The organism is Micromonospora sp. WMMD1274 (genome assembly GCF_049179035.1).
GTDB lineage: Bacteria > Actinomycetota > Actinomycetes > Mycobacteriales > Micromonosporaceae > Micromonospora > Micromonospora tulbaghiae.
The window spans coordinates 5,122,271-5,141,370 of sequence record NZ_JBMHMG010000001.1 but is presented as its reverse complement, the minus strand read 5'-3'; the positions used below and the strand labels follow the sequence as shown (position 1 = coordinate 5,141,370).

At 74.2% G+C, this 19,100-nt stretch carries 16 protein-coding genes; 8 read left to right on the top strand and 8 right to left on the bottom strand.

The window, feature by feature from the left end:
* Positions 1-3 precede the first annotated feature (3 nt).
* Positions 4-834, bottom strand: coding sequence for a hypothetical protein (locus ACN27D_RS24425; protein WP_358192298.1), 831 nt, complete (start codon positions 832-834; stop codon positions 4-6).
* A gap of 190 nt (positions 835-1,024) precedes the next feature.
* On the opposite strand from ACN27D_RS24425, the gene ACN27D_RS24420 reads away from it, so the two are divergent.
* The 4 genes from ACN27D_RS24420 to ACN27D_RS24405 all read left to right on the top strand — a co-directional run bounded on the left by ACN27D_RS24420 (position 1,025) and on the right by ACN27D_RS24405 (position 4,686).
* Complete coding sequence (locus tag ACN27D_RS24420) at positions 1,025-1,693, top strand: class I SAM-dependent methyltransferase (RefSeq protein WP_121683085.1); 669 nt, start codon at positions 1,025-1,027, stop codon at positions 1,691-1,693.
* A gap of 9 nt (positions 1,694-1,702) precedes the next feature.
* Positions 1,703-2,866, top strand: a complete 1,164-nt coding sequence (locus tag ACN27D_RS24415) for a cytochrome P450 (protein ID WP_421500071.1) — start codon at positions 1,703-1,705, stop codon at positions 2,864-2,866.
* A gap of 69 nt (positions 2,867-2,935) precedes the next feature.
* Positions 2,936-3,868, top strand: coding sequence for an ABC transporter ATP-binding protein (locus tag ACN27D_RS24410; protein ID WP_421500070.1), 933 nt, complete (start codon positions 2,936-2,938; stop codon positions 3,866-3,868).
* Entirely contained in the window at positions 3,865-4,686 is an 822-nt protein-coding gene (locus ACN27D_RS24405; RefSeq protein WP_421500069.1) for an ABC transporter permease, read from the top strand. Before ACN27D_RS24410 ends, ACN27D_RS24405 begins: the two co-directional genes overlap by 4 nt.
* Before the next feature lie 15 nt (positions 4,687-4,701).
* On the opposite strand, the gene ACN27D_RS24400 is transcribed toward ACN27D_RS24405, so the two are convergent.
* The 4 genes from ACN27D_RS24400 to ACN27D_RS24385 are packed head-to-tail and all read right to left on the bottom strand — an operon-like array spanning position 4,702 to position 8,930.
* On the bottom strand, positions 4,702-5,379 hold the full coding sequence (locus ACN27D_RS24400; RefSeq protein WP_421500068.1) for a response regulator: 678 nt from the start codon (positions 5,377-5,379) through the stop codon (positions 4,702-4,704).
* A complete protein-coding gene (locus ACN27D_RS24395) occupies positions 5,376-7,019 on the bottom strand; it encodes a sensor histidine kinase (RefSeq protein WP_421500067.1) in 1,644 nt (547 codons plus the stop codon). Before ACN27D_RS24395 ends, ACN27D_RS24400 begins: the two co-directional genes overlap by 4 nt.
* A 46-nt stretch (positions 7,020-7,065) precedes the next feature.
* Positions 7,066-7,797, bottom strand: coding sequence for a dethiobiotin synthase (bioD, locus tag ACN27D_RS24390; RefSeq protein WP_120570951.1), 732 nt, complete (start codon positions 7,795-7,797; stop codon positions 7,066-7,068).
* Positions 7,794-8,930 (bottom strand): 8-amino-7-oxononanoate synthase, encoded by a 1,137-nt coding sequence (locus ACN27D_RS24385; RefSeq protein ID WP_364804518.1) that lies wholly within the window; start codon positions 8,928-8,930, stop codon positions 7,794-7,796. The genes bioD and ACN27D_RS24385 overlap by 4 nt, the downstream gene beginning before the upstream one ends.
* Positions 8,931-9,089: 159 nt before the next feature.
* On the opposite strand from ACN27D_RS24385, the gene bioB reads away from it, so the two are divergent.
* The 3 genes from bioB to ACN27D_RS24370 are packed head-to-tail and all read left to right on the top strand — an operon-like array spanning position 9,090 to position 10,818.
* Positions 9,090-10,085 (top strand): biotin synthase BioB, encoded by a 996-nt coding sequence (gene bioB / locus ACN27D_RS24380; protein ID WP_120570953.1) that lies wholly within the window; start codon positions 9,090-9,092, stop codon positions 10,083-10,085.
* 7 nt (positions 10,086-10,092) lie between these two features.
* Entirely contained in the window at positions 10,093-10,308 is a 216-nt protein-coding gene (locus ACN27D_RS24375; RefSeq protein WP_393155654.1) for a hypothetical protein, read from the top strand.
* Positions 10,309-10,311: 3 nt separating this feature from the next.
* Positions 10,312-10,818 carry a GNAT family N-acetyltransferase gene (locus ACN27D_RS24370; protein ID WP_120570954.1) on the top strand — a complete coding sequence of 169 codons (507 nt, stop codon included), beginning with the start codon at positions 10,312-10,314 and terminating at the stop codon, positions 10,816-10,818.
* Between the two features lies 1 nt (position 10,819).
* On the opposite strand, the gene ACN27D_RS24365 is transcribed toward ACN27D_RS24370, so the two are convergent.
* The 3 genes from ACN27D_RS24365 to ACN27D_RS24355 all read right to left on the bottom strand — a co-directional run bounded on the left by ACN27D_RS24365 (position 10,820) and on the right by ACN27D_RS24355 (position 16,983).
* The gene (locus tag ACN27D_RS24365) at positions 10,820-11,443 is read right to left on the bottom strand and encodes a DUF488 family protein (protein ID WP_421500066.1); all 624 of its coding nucleotides are present in this window, start codon (positions 11,441-11,443) and stop codon (positions 10,820-10,822) included.
* A gap of 23 nt (positions 11,444-11,466) precedes the next feature.
* The gene (locus tag ACN27D_RS24360; RefSeq protein WP_421500065.1) at positions 11,467-13,902 is read right to left on the bottom strand and encodes a non-reducing end alpha-L-arabinofuranosidase family hydrolase; all 2,436 of its coding nucleotides are present in this window, start codon (positions 13,900-13,902) and stop codon (positions 11,467-11,469) included.
* Positions 13,903-14,109: 207 nt separating this feature from the next.
* The gene (locus ACN27D_RS24355; RefSeq protein WP_421500064.1) at positions 14,110-16,983 is read right to left on the bottom strand and encodes a glycoside hydrolase family 9 protein; all 2,874 of its coding nucleotides are present in this window, start codon (positions 16,981-16,983) and stop codon (positions 14,110-14,112) included.
* Between the two features lie 429 nt (positions 16,984-17,412).
* Here ACN27D_RS24355 and ACN27D_RS24350 point away from each other — a divergent pair, with 429 nt between their 5' ends.
* Positions 17,413-18,978: an aldehyde dehydrogenase family protein gene (locus ACN27D_RS24350; RefSeq protein ID WP_421500063.1), complete on the top strand. Its 1,566-nt coding sequence runs from the start codon at positions 17,413-17,415 to the stop codon at positions 18,976-18,978.
* Positions 18,979-19,100: the final 122 nt, after the last annotated feature.

Genomic DNA, 19,100 nt, shown 5'->3' with positions numbered 1-19,100 from the left:
GAGTCAGTGCCAGCGAGGGCGGGGGCGTTCGAACGGGGGCGGGAGGTCGGGGTCAGCCTGCGGGGCGGGGCGCAGCAGACGGCGCATCCGCAGCAGCAGACCGGCGCCCAGGAACAGCAGCAACCCGCCGAGCAGGAACGCGGCCTGCACCAGGCCGAAGCCGCCGCTGTCCGCCACCGGCCGCCCGGCCACGCCACCGGGCGCGGGAGGCTCCACCACCGCGGCGTCGGTCGGCTCGTCGGTGGGCTCCTCGTCGGGCGCCTCGGAAGACGGCTCGTCGCTCGGTGTGGGCTCCGCGCTGCTCGGCGAGGGAGTCGGCGAAGCCACCTCCTCCCCCACCACCTCACGGGAGGCGGTCCGCCGGGCCAGCAGCCGCAACTGCGGGTCGTACGCCTCGGCGGCGAAGCTCACCCGCCCGCGCCCGACGTCCTCGGCGAACGCGACCCGGTAGCGGGCGGTCACGGTACGGCCGGGACACAGCACACCCGGGTCGAGCTGCCGGTCGGTGAGCCGGGCGGTGTCTCCCTCGGTGCGGATCTCCAACGGGAACGAGCCGCTGTCCTCCACCCGGTCCACCTTGAGCTGGTCCAGCCGCAGGCCCTGCACCCGCACCAGCATCGACCAGCGCACCTTGACACAGCCGCCCCCGTCGGAGCGGGACACCACGGCGGACAGCGTCTCCACCCGGTCCCCGGCGGTGAACTCGTCCGGCAGGCCACTCAACTCGGTGGAGAAGGCCGCCGCCGCCCGCGCCGGCACGGCTCCGCCGTATCCGGTCCCGGCCACGAAGGTCAGCACCAGTCCGATCCGCAGCGCGTGCCGCCAGCCGCTCACCACGCCTCCTCACCCTCGGTCGTGTCCACAGGCAACGCTAGGAGCGCGCCGGGCACGCCGGTAGACGGGCGTGTTCGCATCCAACGCCACAACACGGGGCCTGTTTCACCGAGCGTGGTGAACCGGTCACGACGGCACCGCGACACGCCCGGGATGCGGGTTGGGAACCGGGGTGGGCCACAATTCTCCGGTGTCCGAGCTGTCCGCCGCGTTCGTCCGGCTGCACGCCCGTCTCGCCCCGGTGGCGTTCGTCCCCGAGGTGCTGCTGCACCAGGCCGACGAGCCGATCGGCCTGTGGGAGCTGACCGAGGGCGAGTTCCGCAGCGCCCAGCCGCCGCCGTTCTGGGCGTTCGCCTGGGCCGGCGGGCAGGGCCTGGCCCGCTACGTCACCGACCACCCCGAGGTGGTCGCCGGCCGCCGCGTGCTCGACCTGGCCTCCGGCTCCGGCCTGGTCGCCGTCGCCGCCGCCCGCGCCGGGGCCGCCGCCGTCCGGGCGGTCGAGGTGGACGAGCGCGCCGTGGCCGCCGTCGCGCTCAACGCCGAGGCCAACGGGGTACGCGTCGACGCCGAACTCGGCGACATCCTCGACTCCGACGCCGGCGACGCCGAGGTGGTGCTGGCCGGGGACGTCTTCTACAGCGAGGCGATGGCCCGCCGGATGCTGCGGTTCCTGCTCCGGGCCGCCCGCGCGGGCGCCCGGGTGCTGGTGGGCGACCCGGGCCGGGCGTTCCTGCCCCGCGAGCGCTTCCACGAGCTGGCCGCGTACGACGTGCCGGTGTCCGAGGCGCTGGAGAGCGTACGGGTGAAGCACACCACCGTCTGGGAGCTGGACCCGAACCCGCCCGGCGCCCGCCGCTAGCGTTACCGCGTGCTGTTCCGGGGCTGGGGGGAGTCCGTCGACGGACAGTGGCCCGACACGGCCACGGTGGTCGACCACGTCGGCGTGCCGCACCTGGTGGTGACCCGGCACGCGCTCGTCCGCAGGGTGCTCACCGATCCGGTGACGTTCCGGCCGGACAACGCGCTCGACGCGGTCACCCCGATCCCGGTGGCCGCGCTGCGGGTGCTCGCCGGGCACCGGTTCCGGCTGCCGCCGACGCTGGCGAACAACGGCGGCGCCGGCCACCCGGAGATCCGGGGCATCGTCGCCGACGCGCTGCACCCGCACCGTGTGGATGCCCAGCGCCGGTGGCTGACCGGACTGGTCCGGGAGCGGGTGGCCGGGCTGGCGGCGGAGCTGGACGCGGGCCGCCCGGTCGACCTGTACGCCGGGCTCGCCGCCGACCTGCCGCTGTTGGTGCTGGCCCGGCTGGTCGAGCTGCCGGACGCCCCGGTCGGCGCGGTGAAGGACTTCGCCCGCGCCGCGCTGGAGCTGTTCTGGGCGCCGCTGGACGCCGACCGGCAGCTCGCGCTGGCCGCCGAGGTGGGCCGGTTCCACACCGTGCTGCGGGAGTTCGCCGCCACCGGGGGCGGGCTCGCCGCGCGGCTGCGCGAGGCCGGGCACTCCCCCGACGTGGTGGTCGGGGCGCTGTTCTTCCTGCTGGTCGCCGGTCAGGAGACCACCTCGCAGTTCCTCACCCTGCTGCTGCACCGGCTGTCCGGCGAACCGGCGGTACGGGCCGGGCTGCGCGCCGGGGAGATCGACGTGGACGACGTGGTCGAGGAGGGGCTGCGGCTGGAGCCGCCGATCGTCACCTGGCGGCGGGTGGCAGCCGTCGACACCACGCTCGGCGAGGTCCCCGTACCGGCGGGCACCAGCGTGGTGGCGTGGCTGGCCCGCGCCGGGCGCGACCCGGCAGTGGTCGGCGCGCCGGGCGAGTTCCGCCCCGGCCAGCCCGGTTCGCGGCGGCACCTGGCGTTCGGCGCCGGGCCGCACCGCTGCGTCGGCGCGCAGCTGGCCCGGATGGAGGCCGCCGTGGTGGTCGCCGAGGCCACCGCGCTGCTCGACGGCGTGACTGTGGTGCGTCCACCGTGGTGCCCGGACAACCTCACCTTCCGGATGCCGGACGCGTTCGTGGTCCGTCGCACCTGACGAAAGTCAGTGCGGGCCGCTGCCGTTCGACGGCGGTGCCGCACCCCCGCCGGCCCATAGCGTCGCGGCATGATCACACTTCGTGCGTTGACGAAGCGGTTCGGCGACGTGACAGCCGTCGACGACCTGACCGTCGAGATCCGCCCCGGGCAGGTCACCGGGTTCCTCGGCCCGAACGGCGCGGGCAAGTCCACCACCATGCGGATGGTGCTCGGCCTGGACCGGCCCACCGCCGGGCAGGCACTGGTCGGCGGCCGGGACTACCGCACGCTGCGGCACCCGCTGCACGAGGTCGGCGCGCTGCTCGACGCCACCGGCGTGCACCCGGCCCGCTCCGGCGTGGCGCACCTGCGGGCGATGGCGCGCAGCAACGGCGTACCGGCCCGGCGGGTGACCGAGGTGCTCGACCTGGTCGGCCTGGACGCCCGCGCGGCCGGCAAGCCGGGCCGGGCGCTGTCGCTGGGCATGGGCCAGCGGCTCGGCATCGCCGGCGCGCTACTTGGCGACCCGCCGGTGCTGCTGCTCGACGAGCCGGTCAACGGGCTCGACCCGGACGGCGTGCGGTGGATCCGGGGCTTCACCCGCCGCCTCGCCGACGAGGGACGCACCGTCCTCGTCTCCAGCCACCTGATGAGCGAGATGCAGCAGACCGCCGACCGGGTGGTGGTGCTGGGGCGCGGCCGGCTGGTGGCCGACGCGCCGCTGGCCGAGCTGATCGCCGCCCGGCCCACCGCGTCGGTCCGGGTACGCGGCCCCGAGCCGGCCGCGCTCGCCGCGCTCGGCGACCGGCTCGCCGCCGAGGGCGCGACTGTCACCACCGACGAGGGCGGGATGTCCGTCGCCGGCAGCACCGCCGGCCGCGTCGGCGACCTGGCGCACGAGATGGGGGTACGCCTGCACGAGCTGACCCCCGTCGCCCCCTCCCTGGAGGAGGCGTTCCTGGAGCTGACCGCCGACAGCGTGGAGTACGCGGCCGGCCCGACCGGAGGTGGCACCCGATGACCGCACCGTCCACGCTCGACCCGGCCCGGCGGACCGCCCGGCCCGCCCCCACCGGACGTCCGCTCGCCGGGGCGGTGGCCGCCGAGTGGACGAAGCTCTGGTCGGTCCGCTCCACCTGGTGGACGCTGCTCGCGGCGGTGCTGACCATGGCGGCCACGAGCGCGCAGCTCGCCATCTACGCGCAGAACGCCAACACCGACGACGACCTGGCGAACAACCCGGGCGTGGTGGACGTCGGCGAGATCGTGGCCGGGTCGCTGGAGCTGACCCAGTACGTGGTGCTGGCGCTCGGCCTGTTCGCGATCACCAGCGAGTTCGCCACCGGCACGATCCGCACCACGCTGCGGTGCACCCCGTCGCGGGGCCGGGTGCTGGCGGCCAAGGCGATCGTGGTGGGCGGGGTGACGTTCGGTCTCGGGCTGCTGCTCGGCGTGGTCGGCGCGGCGGCGGCCCGGCCGGTGCTCGGCGAGTGGGGCCGTGCCCCGCTGGGCGGCACGGTGGCCGACGTGGTCGCGTGCGCGGCGTACCTGGCGCTCGTCGGTGTGCTGGCGCTCGGCCTGGCGTCCGCGCTGCGCGGCGCGGTACTGACGCTGACCGTGCTGTTCGCGCTGCTGATGATCGTGCCGCTGTCGTTGCAGGAGCCGGACATCACGGTGCTGACCCGGATCGCCGACGCGTTCCCCGGCGTGGCCGGCAACCACTTCCTGGCCGGGGACACCGAGCCGTACCCGGCGGCGGCGGGGCTGCTGGTGCTCGCCGCCTGGACCGCCGCCGCGCTGGCGCTGGGCCGGTGGGCGCTGGCACGACGCGACGCCTGAGCGGGGCGGGGCTGGTCAGCCGGTCGGCGGAACCAGCCCCGCCTCGTACGCGAGGATCGCCGCCTGCACCCGGTTGCGCACGTCCAGCCGGGTGAAGATGCTGGTCAGATAGCTCTTCACGGTGCCCTCGACCAGATGCAGCCGACGGGCGATCTCGGCGTTCGACAGTCCCGCCCCGACCAGCGCCAGCACGTCGCGTTCCCGGTCGGTCAGCCCGGCCAGCCGGTCCCGCGCGTACGGGCCGCGGGCCATCCGGCGGCCGTTCAGCTCGATCACCCGGCGGGCCACCCGCGGCGACAGGTACGCCCCGCCGTCGGCCACCGCCCGCACCCCGGCCAGCAGTTCGCGCGGGTCACCGGACTTGAGCAGGAACCCGGCGGCGCCGTGACCGAGCGCGCGGGCGATCAGGTCGTCGTCGCCGAACGTGGTGAGCATGACCGCCGCCGTCTCCGGCACCAGCCGGCGGATCTGCGCGGCGGCGCTGAGCCCGTCGCAGCGGGGCATCCGGATGTCCAGCAGCGCCACCCGGGGCCGGTGCGCGCGGACCAGTTCCACCGCCGCGAGGCCGTCGCCCGCCTCACCGACCACCTCGATGCCGGGGTCGGCCGCCAGGATCGCCCGGACCCCGGCCCGGACCAGCGCCTCGTCGTCGGCGAGCACCACCCGCAGCGGGCGGTCGAGGTCGTCGCTCATGGTGCGATCTGCTCCTTGCTGACCAGCCGGCCGTCGGCGAAGCAGAGCCGCCAGGTCGCCTGGGCGAACGGGAAGTTGCCGTCGGTGTAGAACTCGCAGCCCGGCACCGCGCCGGTCGCGGGCGGGTCGGCCTGCCGCCGGGGCAGCCCGAGCGCGTCACGCGGCTCACCGAGGCGCAGCCGTTCGTAGCCGGCCCGGTCGAGCACCGCGCCGGCCGTGGCGAGCGGGTAGTAGACGAGCGCCAGCACCAGTGCGAGCCCGGCGGGCGCGCCGATCGCGACGAGCAGGCTGCGCCGCACCCGCCGCCGGGCCTCCCGCAGCCGCCGGGCCGCGTCCCCGGGCTCACCCCGCCGGGGTACGCCGGCAGCCGCGCTTCCGGACACGCCGGGCGGATCCGCGTCCGCGCGGCCGTCGCCGAGACCACCGGATCGCGGGATGGTCGTCCCGGAATCGCCGGCCGGACCGGTGTCTACACCGGCGCGTCCGGAGACACCGAGCGCGTCCGTGAGGCCGCCGGTGACCGGCGAGGCAGCCTCGGCGTCGGCCGGGCCGGTCAGCGGGACGCGGGCGGTGACCGCCCAGCCGCCGTCGCGGGGACCCGCGTCCAGGGTGCCGCCGGCGAGGCGTACCCGCTCGCGCAGCGCCAGCAACCCGGAGCCGTGCGACGGCGGCCCGGGCAGCGGACCGGCCGGCGGCGGCGCGTTCACCACCGCGACAGTCACCGCGCCGGCATCGCGTCCCACAGCGACTGTGACGGGGGCGCCGGGGGCGTAGCGGGCGGCGTTGGTGAGCGCCTCCCGGACCACCCGGTGCACGGCGTGCGCGGGCAGCGGCGGCAGGTCCGCCCCGTCGGCGCGCAGGTCGACCGTCATCCCGGCGTCGCGGGCGCCGTCGACCACGTCGGCGACCGTCTCCCCCGGCGGCCGCAACGTGCGTTCCTCGCGCAGCACGCCGATCACGTCGTGCAGCCGTTCGGTGGCGGCGGCGACGCTGGCCCGCAGCTCACCGGCCGCCGCCCGGTGCGCCGGGGACAGGTCCGGTGCCAGTTCCAGCGCGCCCGCCCGCAGCGCGATGAGGCTCAGGTCGTGGCCGAGCGAGTCGTGCATGTCCTGGGCGATGCGGGCCCGCTCGCGCAGGCGTACCCGCTCGACCTCGGCCCGGCGCTCGGCCTGCGCGTGCCGCAGCCCGGCGTCGGCGAGCGCGCGGTGCTGCCGCCGCAGCCGGCCCAGCAGCCAGGGGAACACCCCGGCGAACAGCAGCACCGAGGCGAGCAGGAACCAGGTGGACGGCTCGGTGCCGAGCAGTCCGAGGTTGAGCACCGAGCCGGTGACCGCGATGGCGGCGAAGACGGCGGCGGCCGGTGCGGCCCGGTCGCTGCGCCGCCCGGCCAGGTAGCCGAAGACCGGGATGGCGAACACCACGTTGCCGTCGACGAGCGAGCCGGCCACCACCGCGAGCACCGCGACCAGCGGCCACCGACGGCCGATCCACACCGCCGTGCCGAGCAGCGCCAGCGCGGCGGCCAGCGGCGGCAGCTCGCCGATCTGCGGCGGGGTGAGCCGGCCGTACGCGACAGGCGCCGCGAGCACGGCCCAGAGCAGCAGGTCACCGGCCCGGCGCTGTCGTTCGCGGGGTTCCACGGCGGTCACGCTACCCACGCCCGGCCGGGCCGGGCACCGACGAAAGTCAGGTCTCCTCGGCCCAGGCCCGCCAGTCGTCCAGCACGCCGTACAGGGCGGGGGTGAGCCAGCCGGACGCGGACCGGCGGAACACGCCCGGGTCCATCCCGCCCGCGCCGGCCGGCACCGCGCCGAGCAGGTTCGGCACCAGCTCGGACAGGTTTAGCCAGTGCACCAGCTCCGGTTCGGCAGGCCAGGCGCCGATCACCACGCCGGCCGGGACGGCCCGCCGCTCCAGCGCCTCCAGCGTCAGCGCGGTGTGGTTGAGCGTGCCGAGTCCGGCCCGCGCCACCACCACCGCGGGCGCGCCGAGCGAGACCGCCAGGTCGGCCACCGTCCACGGCTCGCCGGACGGGCGCAACCCCATCGGTACGAGCAGCCCGCCCGCGCCCTCGACGAGCACCAGGTCGTGCTTGTCCGCCTCCTCGCGGACGGCGTCGACCGCGTTGTACAGCTCCAGCGGCGGCAGCTCCGCCACCCGGGCCGCGGCCAGCGGGGCCAGCGGATCGGGGTAGCTCGCCAGCGTCCGGCCGGTCAGCGGGGCGGCCAGCCGGGTCACCGAGTCGACGTCGCCGGGCTCGCCTGTCGCCGTACCCGTCTGGCCGGGCTTGACCACGGCGACCCGCAGGCCGGCCGCCTGCGCGGCGGCGGCGACGGCGGCGGTCACCACCGTCTTGCCGACCTCGGTGTCCGTGCCGGTCACCAGCACCGGCCCGGTCCAGGCGTCGCCGAAGCTCATGGCGCACACTCCACGATGACGTCCAGGGCCCGGTCGAAGTCGGCCCGGTCCACCCCGGCGCTGACGGTGAGCCGCAGCCGGGAGCGGCTGTCCGGCGTGGACGGGGGACGGAAGCAGCCGACCGCCACGCCCCGGTCCCGGCAGGCGGCGGCCCAGGCGGTCGCCTCCTGCGGGCCGGGCGCGGTCACCGAGATCACGGCGCCGTCCGGGGCGGACACGGACAGCCCGGCCCCGCCGAGCCGGCGCACCGCCGTGGCGACCCGGTCGGCCAGCTCGGCGCGCAGCGCGTCACCGGTGCGGGCCAGGCGCACCGCGGCGCGGACCCCGGCCACCACGGCGGGCGGCGGCGCGGTGTCGAAGATGAACGTGCGGCCGGTCTCCACCAGGTGCCGGACGAACTCGGCCGGCCCGGCGACCACGCCGCCGGCCCCGCCGAGCGCCTTGGACAGCGTCGCGGTGACCACCACGTCGGGCGCGCCGGCCAGCCCGGCGGCGGCCACCCCACCGGCGCCGGCCGGGCCGGTGACGCCGAGCGCGTGCGCGTCGTCGACGAGCAGCAGCGCGCCGTGCCGGCGGGCCACCGCGTGCAGCTCCGCGAGCGGGGCCAGGTCGCCGTCGACGGAGAAGACCGACTCGGTCACCACCACCGCCGGGCGGCCCGGCGCGGCGGCGAGCGCCGCGGCCACCGCTGCGACGTCGGCGTGCGGCGTCACGAGCGTCTCGGCGCCGGAGATCCGGCAGCCGTCGATCAGCGAGGCGTGGTTGTGGGCGTCGGAGACGAGCAGCGTACGCGGCTGCGTCAGCCCCCGGACGGCGGCGAGGTTGGCCAGGTAGCCGGAGGAGAACACGAGCGCACGGTCGACGCCGAGCCAGCCGGCCAGGTCGTCCTCCAGCGCGTGGTGGGCGTCGGTGGACCCGCGCACCAGACGCGACCCGGTGGCGCCCAGCCCGTACTCGGACAGGGCCGTCGCGGCGGCGGCCGTGACCTCCGGGTGGGTGGCCAGGCCGAGGTAGTCGTTGCCGGCCAGGTCGACCACGGCGTCGTCGGCGGCCCGGGGGCGCAGCGTGCGGGTCAGCCCCGCCCGGGCCCGCAGCTCGGCGCGGCGGTCCAGGGCCGCCAGCCAGTCCGCCACCGTGCCGTCCCCTCCCGCCGACTCCCCGCCCCGCCGGGCGCTTCCGCGGGGCGAAGTTACCACCCGCGCGGAGGGCCCCGGCGTGGCGCGGTCCCGGCTCGCCGGAGGGCCGGCGGCGGCGGTTTCCCGGGCTCACGGTGGCCTGTTAGGTTACGAGCCATGCCAGAGATCCTCGACCAGGCCCGGGAGCGGGTGCTGGGCAACGGCGTCGGCCTCGACGAGGCCGGCGTCCTCGCGGTGCTGAACCTTCCCGACGAGCACCTGCCCGCCGCGCTCCAGCTCGCCCACGAGGTCCGGATGCGCTGGTGCGGCCCGGAGGTCGAGGTCGAGGGCATCATCTCGCTGAAGACCGGCGGCTGCCCGGAGGACTGCCACTTCTGCTCGCAGTCCGGCCTGTTCACCTCCCCGGTCCGTTCGGTCTGGCTGGACATCCCGGCGCTGGTCGAGGCCGCGAAGCAGACCGCCGCGACCGGGGCGACCGAGTTCTGCATCGTGGCCGCCGTGCGCGGCCCGGACGCCCGGCTGATGAAGCAGATGCGCGAGGGCGTCGCCGCCATCCGCGCCGAGGTCGACATCCAGGTCGCGGCCTCGCTCGGCATGCTCACCCAGGAGCAGGTCGACGAGCTGGTCGAGATGGGCGTGCACCGCTACAACCACAACCTGGAGACCTGCCGCTCCTACTTCCCGAACGTGGTCACCACGCACTCGTGGGAGGAGCGCTGGGAGACGCTGCGGATGGTCCGCGAGTCCGGCATGGAGGTCTGCTGCGGCGGCATCCTCGGGCTCGGCGAGACGGTCGAGCAGCGCGCCGAGTTCGCCGCCCAGCTCGCCGAGCTGGACCCGCACGAGGTGCCGCTGAACTTCCTCAACCCGCGTCCCGGCACGCCGCTCGGCGACCGCCCGGTGGTGGAGGGCAAGGACGCGCTGCGCGCCATCGCCGCGTTCCGGCTGGCCATGCCGCGCACCATCCTGCGGTACGCGGGCGGCCGCGAACTCACCCTCGGTGACCTGGGCACCCGCGACGGTCTGCTCGGCGGCATCAACGCGGTGATCGTCGGCAACTACCTGACCACGCTGGGCCGGCCGGCGACGGCCGATCTGAAGCTGCTGGAAGACCTGAAGATGCCGGTGAAGGCGCTCTCGGCGACCCTGTGAGGCAGCGGTGACCGAATCCTCCCCCGCCACCACGGCCCCCGCCGTGCTCTGGTGCGACAGGTGCGGCGAGTCGGTGGCGGCCGGGCCGCACCCGGCGTGTGAGGCGGCCCGGGCGTGGGAGCCGCCGCGCTGGTGCGCGTCCTGCCGGCGGCGGATGAAGGTGCAGGTCGTACCGACGGGCTGGTCGGCGGTCTGCGTCGAGCACGGCGAGCGGCGGGGCTGAGGCGTGCTGCGGGGGCGGGCGGTGACGCTGCGGCCGGTGACCGACGCCGACGTGCCCGCCCTGGCCGCGATCCGGGCCACCCCCGAGGTGCGCCGCTGGTGGCGCGGCGGCGACGACCTGGCCGCGTCGGTGCGGGCCGACCTCGCCGACGACGCGGTGACGACCTACGCGGTCGAGCACGACGGCCGGCTGGTCGGCGCGATCCAGTGGTACGCCGAGACCGACCCGGACTACCGCCACGCCAGCCTGGACGTGTTCCTCGACCCGGCGGTACGCGGCTCGGGGCTGGGCGGCGACGCGATCCGCACGCTGGTCCGGCACCTGATCGACGAGTACGGCCACCACCGGTTCACCATCGACCCGGCGGCGGCGAACACGGCGGCGATCCGGGCGTACGCGAAGGTGGGGTTCCGCCCGGTGGGCATCATGCGCCGCTACGAACGCGGCGCGGACGGACGCTGGCACGACGCGCTGCTGATGGACCTGCTCGCCGAGGACCTGGCCGGCTGAGTCAGCCTTCCCAGAGCAGGTGCCCGTCAGGCAGGCGGCGGGCGCCCTCGGCGGGCCGGTGCGGGCTGAGCCGCCCGTCCGGCATGAGGTGCGACACCGGCACGCCGCGGCCGAGCACGGCGACGTCGGCGATCAGCCGCCGGTGGCAGCGCCACCAGACGCTCTCGCTGCACATCACGGCCGTGGTCCGCCGCGCGGCGTCGGCCAGCACCTCGTCCAGTGCGGCGTCGAAGTCGGGCGTGCGGGTGTACGCGGCGTACGCCCGGAAGGCCGCGACCGTCCACCAGGTGTCCGGTTCCGGCTCGCCGGCGCGGACGTGCCGGCGGCCGCCGAGGCGCGGCTCCCAGCGGTAGTCGATGCCCCGTTCGGGCAGCCAGCGTTCGAGGGCCTCGCGGCGGACGTCGGGGTTGGTCCGGCTGGCCGGGTAGCGGCGCACGTCCACGACCAGGGCGACCTCCGCGCCGGCCAGCAGGTCCCCGAGCTGGTCGCGGTGGGCGGCCCCGTGGCCGACGGTCAGCAGCATGCGCTCCACCGATCCAGCTTGCCCCGGGTCACCGCCGTTCGCCCGCCGGCCGGTCCGGCCCACCGGAACGGGCGTGCCCGGCACCGCACGGGTGCCGGGCACGCTCTCCTCGAAAGGTGTGACGGTCAGCGCTGGAGGGTCAGCACACCCGGCCGCCACGGCAGCAGGTTGTAGTCGCCTCCCGCACTGGGGTTCTTGCCCTGGTACAGGAACTGGAGGTTGCAGGCGTCGACGGTCTTGGTCTGGTCGGGGTTGGTGCGGACCAGGTCACCGTGGCTGATGTCGTTGGTCCACGTCGCGCCGCTGTTGGCCTTGCCGGCGAACGGGTTGCTCTCGGTGGCGGCCTGCGGGGTCCACGAGCCGTTCAGGCTGCTGGACGTGAACGACCGGAAGTAGCGTCCCTGGCTCCCGATCGCCTCGACGATCATGAGGTACTGGTTCTGGCCCGCCACCTTGTAGACCTCGACGCCCTCGAACAGGTTGTTCGTCGAGTCGGTCATGATCGTCGTGTAGCTCGAACCGAAGCTGCCCGGGAAGTTCCCGAGCGGCATGCTCGACCGGTAGATCTTGCCGTTGTCCCCGGCGAAGAACAGGTACATGTTCTGGTCGTCGCCGATGAGCGTCTGGTCGATCACGCCGTACGGGGCGTCGGGCAGGGTGGCGGTGGACAGCGTCTGCGCCGAGGACCAGCCGTTGGCGTTCGTCGGGTCGCTCGACGTCTTGTAGCTGAACGAGGTCGGTCCCCACTGGTACGCCAGCACCCAGATGTTCTTCGGCGCGAAGTACAGCAGGGTGGGCGCCACGGTGCCCTGGCTCATTCCGTTCTGGCCGGCCGAGGCCATGTCGGACCAGTTCGTGAACGTGCTGAAGTTCATCGAGCTGTACTGGCCGCTGCTGTTGACGTACGACCCGTAGACCAGGTGCTTGCCGTTGTAGACCACGTTGGTGAAGTCCTTGAGCGAGACCCAGCCGTTCTGCGGGTTGGCCAGCGCGCCGGTCGACGACCACCGGTAGGTCGACGGGAGCGAGCAGCCGCCCGGCGGGGGCGTCGTGGTCGGCGGCGGCGTGGTCGGGGGCGTGGTGCCACCGAAGTCGGTCCGCCACTGCTGGTTGGTCTGTCCGTGGCAGTCGTACAACTGGACCTGCTGGCCGTTGCCGGTGCCCCAGACGTCCAGGCAGCGGCCGGACTGCACGCCGCTGATGGTGCCGTTGGAGTTGATGTTCCACTGCTGGTTCGACTGGCCGTTGCAGTCCCAGATGATGATTCCGGTGCCGTTGGCGGTGGCCGCGCCGTTCGCGTCCAGGCACTTGCTGCCGTAGACCATCAGCTGCTTGTTCGAGGTGTACGTCCACTGCTGGTTGGACTGGCCGTTGCAGTCGTAGAGCTGGACGCGGGTGCCGTTGGTCTGGGTGGCGTTCGGCACGTCGATGCACCGGCCCGACTGCACGCCGACGATCCGGCCGGCGCCGCCGCTCGGCGGCGGTCCCGTGGTCGGGGTCGTGGTCGGCCCCGAGGTCGGGGCGGCGGCGTTGAGCGCGTTGAGGACCGAGTTGTACGCGGCCTTCTTGTTGCCGCCGCCGTCGAACAGCAGCGGGTTCTCGCCTGAGCGCCACGAGTCGCTGTCGCGGACGCCCCAGACGGTGATGCCGATGCAGCGCGGCACGTTCAGGCACGCCTGGGTCAGACCCGCGTACTGGCTGGTCGAGGCGTTGGTGACGTCCGCCTCGGTCAGCGCCACGTCCACGCCGAGCGCCGCGAAGCTGGACAGCGTGGTCTGGAAGTTGCCCGGCAGCGAGCTGCCGCCGGTGAAGTGGGTCTGCAACCCGACGCAGTCGATCGGCACGCCCCGGGACTTGAAGTCCCGGATCATGTTGTAGACGCCCTGCGTCTTGCCGTACGACCAGTTCTCGATGTTGTAGTCGTTGTAGCAGAGCTTGGTCGACGGGTCGGCCGCCCGGGCGGTGCGGAACGCCACCTCGATCCAGTCGTTGCCGGTGCCCTGGAGGTTCGACTGGCGGCGGCTGCCGTCCTCGTTGAACGCCTCGTTCACCACGTCCCACGCGGCGAGCTTGCCCCGGTAGTGGCCCATCACGCCGTTGATGTGGTCGATCATCGCCTGACGCAGGTTGCTGCCGCTCAGGCTCTGCATCCAGCCCGGCTGCTGCGCGTGCCACGCCAGGGTGTGCCCGCGGACCTTCAGGCCGCGCTGGGTCGCCCAGTTGTAGATCTGGTCACCGGAGTTGAAGTTGAACTGGCCCCGCTGGGGCTGCGTCGCGTCCGGCTTCATCTCGTTCTCGGCGGTGATCATGTTGAACTCGCGCCCGGCGATGGTGCTGTACGTCGAGTCGCCGAGCCGGCCCGCCGCGATGGCGGTGCCGAAGTAGCGGCCCGACTGCGCGGCGGCGGCGCCCAACGTGCTCGCGGCGGCGTTCGCCGACGGCATCATCACCGCGACGGCGGCCACCGTCACGGCGCTGACCGCGCCGGCGAGCAGCGCCCGGACGGCGGGTGATCGCCGTCGCCGGCTCACGCCGCGATGAATGGATGGGCTCATGGCCATCTTGGCCTCCTTACTGGCCAACACCCAGGCCGCCGGGGCGAAGACGACTGGACGTCTCGGTTGGGTATCTAGCTCCGTCGATGCTTCCATCGCGCATCGACGGGGACAATGGTGTTTCGGAAACGTTTCGGAAAGGTTCTGGCCGCGCGAGGCGTGGCGTGGCCGGTCGCCCGGTGCGGCACCGGCCACGCCACGCCGCCTCGACGGTCAGGACACGGTGCAGGCGGAGCCGTTCAGCGTGAACGCGGCAGGCTTCGGGTTGGCGCCGGTGTGGGTGCCGTTGAAACCGAAGCTCGTCGACGTCCCCGGCGCCAGCGTCCCGTTGTAGGACAGGTTCGACGCGGTCACCGCCGTACCGGTCTGGGTCACGTTCGCCGACCAGGCCTGCCCGACCTTCTGCCCGGCGTTGCCGAAGGTGAACGCCAGCGTCCAGCCGTTGATCGCCGTGGTGCCGGTGTTGGCGACGGTGACGTTGGCGGTGAACCCGGTGTCCCAGGTGTTCGCCGTCCACGTCACCGCGCAGGCGCCGCCCGTGGGCGGGGCCGTGGTGGTCACTGTGACGCCGGGCGAGGCCGGCGAGACGTTGCCGGCCGCGTCCACCGCCACCACGGTGAAGGTGTACGTGGTGGAGGCGGTCAGCCCGGTCACCGCCAGCGTGGTGCCGGTGGCGGTGCCGACCAGGACGTTCCCGCCCCGGTAGACGCGGTACCCGGTGACCCCGACGGCGTCGGTGGACGGGCCCCAGGTCAGCGTCAGGCCGGTCGGGCCGACCGCCGAGGCGGTGGGCGTACCGGGTGCGGTCGGCGGGGTGGTGTCCGGCGCCGGGCCGGCCGGCGTGGTGACGCTGACGGCAGCCGACGACGCCGAGCGGTTGCCGGCGCCGTCGAGCGCCCGCACGGTGAACTGGTACGTCCGCTCCGGCAGCAGCCCGGTCACCGCGAGCGTGTTGGTGGTGGCGGTCCGCAGCACCAGCGCGTCGCTGCCGGTCTGCGACTGGGTGATCTCGTACCCGGCCAGGCCGCTGCCGCCGGTGTCGGTGGATGCGGCCCAGCTCAGCGTGAGCCCGCTCGACGTGACGGCGGACGCGACGGGCGTGCCGGGCACCGAGGGCGCCGTGGTGTCCGGCGTGGCCGGTCCGGGCTCCTCGCCCCAGACGCGTACGCCGGCGGAGTAGAGCGGCACCTTGCGGTTCGGCCCGGCCGTGGCCTGGTACGACGGGTCGTTCGTCGGATCCCAGGTGCCGCCCTCCGGCACCCCGATCTTGAACTGGACCTCCATCCGGTGCTGCGACTGGCCGGCGGGCGCGATGGTGTAGCCGGTGCAGTCGACCTCGACGTACCAGATGTCGCCGGAGAACTGCTTCGCCGCCGACGGGGACGGGCAGCCCTGGGTGTAGCCGGGCGTGACTGTCACCGGGCCGGTGCCGTCGGGCCGGAAGAAGTACCGGAACTTACCGGTGGTCAGCGCCCGGGCCGGGAACGCCGACTTGTTGTAGACGATCGCCTTGAGCCCGGTGGCGCGCGGCTCGGCCTGCATCACTGTGGTCTCCACAGTCAGCTCGTCCAGGTCGGGCGTCTCGGCGACCGGGAAGCCGGCGAGCGGGCTGCCGCCGTACTCGTTCGTCAGCCGGGCCAGCGCCGAGGTGAAACCGGCGTTGTAGTCGGTGGCCACCTCGTTCATCACGTAGTCCGACCGGCTGTCGGTGTACGCGTCGTTGGCCGAGGACGGGCCGCCGACCAGCGCGCCGTAGAGCACGTGCCGGGTCTCGGTGGGCACGGTCTGGCTGTCCCACCAGGAGCCGTGCGCGGTGCGGTGGTGCGGGTTGCGCGGCGAGTTGGCGCCGAAGCCGATCTGGTAGCTGGAGTTGCGCGGGTTGTCGCCCAGCGCGTAGTTGATCTGCCGGACGGCGAAGTCGTGGTAGCGCGACTTGCGCGTGGTGTCGGTGGTCCTGTCGCTGTAGACCAGCGCGGCGAACGCGGTGTTGGAGGCGTACCGCAGCGCGCCCCAGGAGTCGAGCACGGCCATCCCGCCGGGCGAGTACGGCACCCGCTGCCCGTTGACGCCCACGGTCCAGTAGTCCAGCCACCGGTTGGCGTCGTCGACGTACTTCTGCTTGCCGGTCAGGTTCGCCAGCAGCACGTACGCGCCGAACTGCTTGTTGTCCCAGGCGATGGTCCACTTGTAGGAACGGGTGGTGGACTGCGGCTCGGTGCCGAGCTTGTCGTACTCGCTCTCGGCCTTGGCGAGGTAGGTGGCGTCGCCGGTGGCCCGGTACAGCCAGATCGCGCCCCACACCAGCTCGTCCTGGTAGCCGCTCCACGACTTGTAGAAGCTCGTCGCGTCGGTGATGCACTCGTGGTAGCTCTTCCGCACCGTGTCGGCGAACGTGTAGAGCTGCTTGGCGTGGCCGAGCAGCTTGTCCGCGTAGGCCGCGTCGGTGGGCCGGAACACCATGGACGAGGCGGCCATCGCGGCCGCCGTCTCCCCCGCCAGGTCCGCGCCGCCACAGCTCGCGTCGATCTTGTACGCGGGCCGCGCCATCGGCATCACCTCGGCCGGGCCCCACCACTTGTGGTCGTCGTCGCCCTTGCCGACCTGTCCGTAGAGGACGTTCGGGGCGGGGTGCGCCTTGACGAAGTAGTCGTTGACGAAACGCAGGTTGTTCAGCAGGTGGGTGAGCTGGCCGGAGGCGGCGTACCCGTCGCGGTACTCGACCGCGCCCCAGGCCAGCATGGTGGCGCTGAACGCCATCGGGAAGCCGAACTTCACGTGGTCGCCGGCGTCGTACCAGCCGCCGGTGAGGTCGACGCCGACGTCGGCGCCGTCGGTGAGCGCGGAGTCGCCGCGCCAGGACACCCGGTTCCAGGAGGGCTTGCGGCCCGACTGCTGTGCCTCGTAGAAGAACAGCGACTTCTGCAACGCCTCGGCGTAGTTGAACGCGGGCGCGGCCTGCGCGGCGGAGGCGGACGCGGGTGGCGGGGCGGCTACGGCCGTGGCCAGGCCGACGGCCAGCGCGGCGCCGGCGGCGAACAGCCGGCGGAGCCGGGACCGGCCTCCCGGCGGCGGAATCGGACGGGGCATGGCGAGCTCCTGTGGCTGGCGCCGGGCGGCAGCCGGAGCGGGGACGGGTTCGCAGGGCTCCGGCTGCCGCGTGGGCGGTGGTGGTGGGTGTCCGCGGGAGGTTCGGGAGCGCTCCCATGGACAACCGACAATGTAATGCGCCGTTCATCACAGGGGAAGACCACGCTGATCCGCAGCACCCGGGCGTACTCACGGGTAACCATCGGGAGCTGGATCACATCATCGACACTTCTCAATATTGAGCGCGTTAAGTCCCAGCTCAGCGACATCGGCTCGGTGGCGGACACGCCCGCGAGAGCGCCGGCGGCGGCCGGGCCGTCCTGGCATACGAACGTACGGTTGCCCGGCCGCTCGGCCCCGCGGGACAGTACGCCTCACCTGCGGTGCCATCGACGCCGCCGCTCCCCGGACGACACTGAGGAGATCGCGATGGCTCTACGACTCGCCGAGGGCACCTCCTGGTCCGACACGCTCGCCCGGGCGGTGGCCGCCACGCCCGAGGCGTTCGGCACCGGCCCCGACGGCACCACCACCCTGCACAACCTCGTCCAGGGCGACTGGCGCGCGCTCGGCACGCCCACCGCCGTGCGCACCCCGGTGGACAACACAGTGCTCGTACACCTGGCCCGGCTCGACGCCGACACGGCCCGCGCCGCCGTCGCCCACGCCGCCACGGCGCACCGGGAGTGGGCGCAGACCCCGCTGGCCGAGCGCGTCGCCCGGGTCACCGACGCGCTGGACGCGCTCACCGCGCACCGCGACCTGCTCGCCCTGCTGCTGGTCTGGGAGATCGGCAAGCCGTGGCGGCTGGCCTGCGCCGACGTGGACCGCGCGCTGGACGGCGTGCGCTGGTACGTGCAGGAGATCGGGCGGATGCTCGCCGACGGCCGGGAGCCGCTGCCCGGCCCGGTCAGCAACATCGCCTCCTGGAACTACCCGATGAGCGTGCTGGTGCACGCCGAGCTGGTGCAGTTGCTGGCCGGAAACGCGGTCATCGCCAAGACGCCGTCGCAGGGCGGGGCGGTCTGCCTCACCGTCGCACATGCGCTGATGCGCCGCGCCGGACTGCCCGCCACGCTGCTGTCCGGCAGCGGCGAGGAACTGTCCGAGGTGCTCGTCCGCGCGCCGGAGATCGGCGCGGTGGCGTTCGTCGGCGGGCGCTCCAACGGCGGCAAGGTCGCCGCCGCGCTGCTCGACTGCGACAAGCGGCACTTCATCGAGCAGGAGGGCCTGAACGCCTGGGGCATCTGGAACTTCTCCCAGTGGGACTCGCTCGCCGCGCACCTGCGCAAGGGCTTCGAGTACGGCAAGCAGCGCTGCACCGCGTACCCCCGGTTCGTGGTCCAGCGCGACCTGGTCGACGAGTTCCTCGACATGTACCTGCCGGTGGTCCGCTCGATCCGGTTCGGGCACCCGCTCGCCGTCGGTGCCGACTGGTCGGCCGGCGACCCGCTGCCCGAGCTGGACTTCGGGCCGCTGATCAGCGCCGCCAAGGCCGACGAGCTGCGACGCAAGGTCGACGAGGCGGTACGCGGCGGCGCCGTGCCGCTGCACCGCGGCAAGCTGGACGGCGCGCCGTTCCTGGACGGGCAGGACACCTCCGCGTACGTCGCCCCGGCCGTGCTGCTGGCCCCACCCGGCCGGTCCCGCCTCATGCACGCCGAGCCGTTCGGCCCGGTGGACACGATCGTCGTGGTGGACACCACCGACGAGCTGCTGGCCCAGATGAACGCCTCCAACGGCGCGCTCGTCGCGTCGCTCGCCTGCGACGACGAGGAGCTGGCCGGCAAGCTGGCGGTGGACCTCCAGGCGTTCAAGGTGGGCATCAACAAGCCGCGCTCCCGGGGCGACCGGGACGAGCCGTTCGGCGGCCGGGGCGCGTCCTGGAAGGGCGCGTTCGTCGGCGGCGACCTGCTCGTGCAGGCGGTCACGGTGGGCGGTGACGGCCGGCTCTACGGCAACTTCCCCGACTACAGCAGCTACCCGGCCACCTGATCCGCACAGACGGGCGGGGCCCCCGCATCGGGAGCCCCGCCGTGTCACCGTCCTCCGTATCGGAGGTCGGCCCCTGTGGCGCGTGACCGCGCCGGTTCCGGCCGCCGGGCCGTACCCCTCGG

Bases quoted from the DNA above. Each gene is read 5' to 3' on its own strand.
- ACN27D_RS24410 (WP_421500070.1), top strand. From the start codon at position 2,936: ATGATCACACTTCGTGCGTTGACGAAGCGGTTCGGCGACGTGACAGCC.
- ACN27D_RS24405 (WP_421500069.1), top strand. From the start codon at position 3,865: ATGACCGCACCGTCCACGCTCGACCCGGCCCGGCGGACCGCCCGGCCC.
- ACN27D_RS24400 (WP_421500068.1), bottom strand. From the start codon at position 5,379: ATGAGCGACGACCTCGACCGCCCGCTGCGGGTGGTGCTCGCCGACGAC.
- bioD (WP_120570951.1), bottom strand. From the start codon at position 7,797: ATGAGCTTCGGCGACGCCTGGACCGGGCCGGTGCTGGTGACCGGCACG.
- bioB (WP_120570953.1), top strand. From the start codon at position 9,090: ATGCCAGAGATCCTCGACCAGGCCCGGGAGCGGGTGCTGGGCAACGGC.
- ACN27D_RS24360 (WP_421500065.1), bottom strand. From the start codon at position 13,902: ATGGCCATGAGCCCATCCATTCATCGCGGCGTGAGCCGGCGACGGCGA.
- ACN27D_RS24355 (WP_421500064.1), bottom strand. From the start codon at position 16,983: ATGCCCCGTCCGATTCCGCCGCCGGGAGGCCGGTCCCGGCTCCGCCGG.
- ACN27D_RS24350 (WP_421500063.1), top strand. From the start codon at position 17,413: ATGGCTCTACGACTCGCCGAGGGCACCTCCTGGTCCGACACGCTCGCC.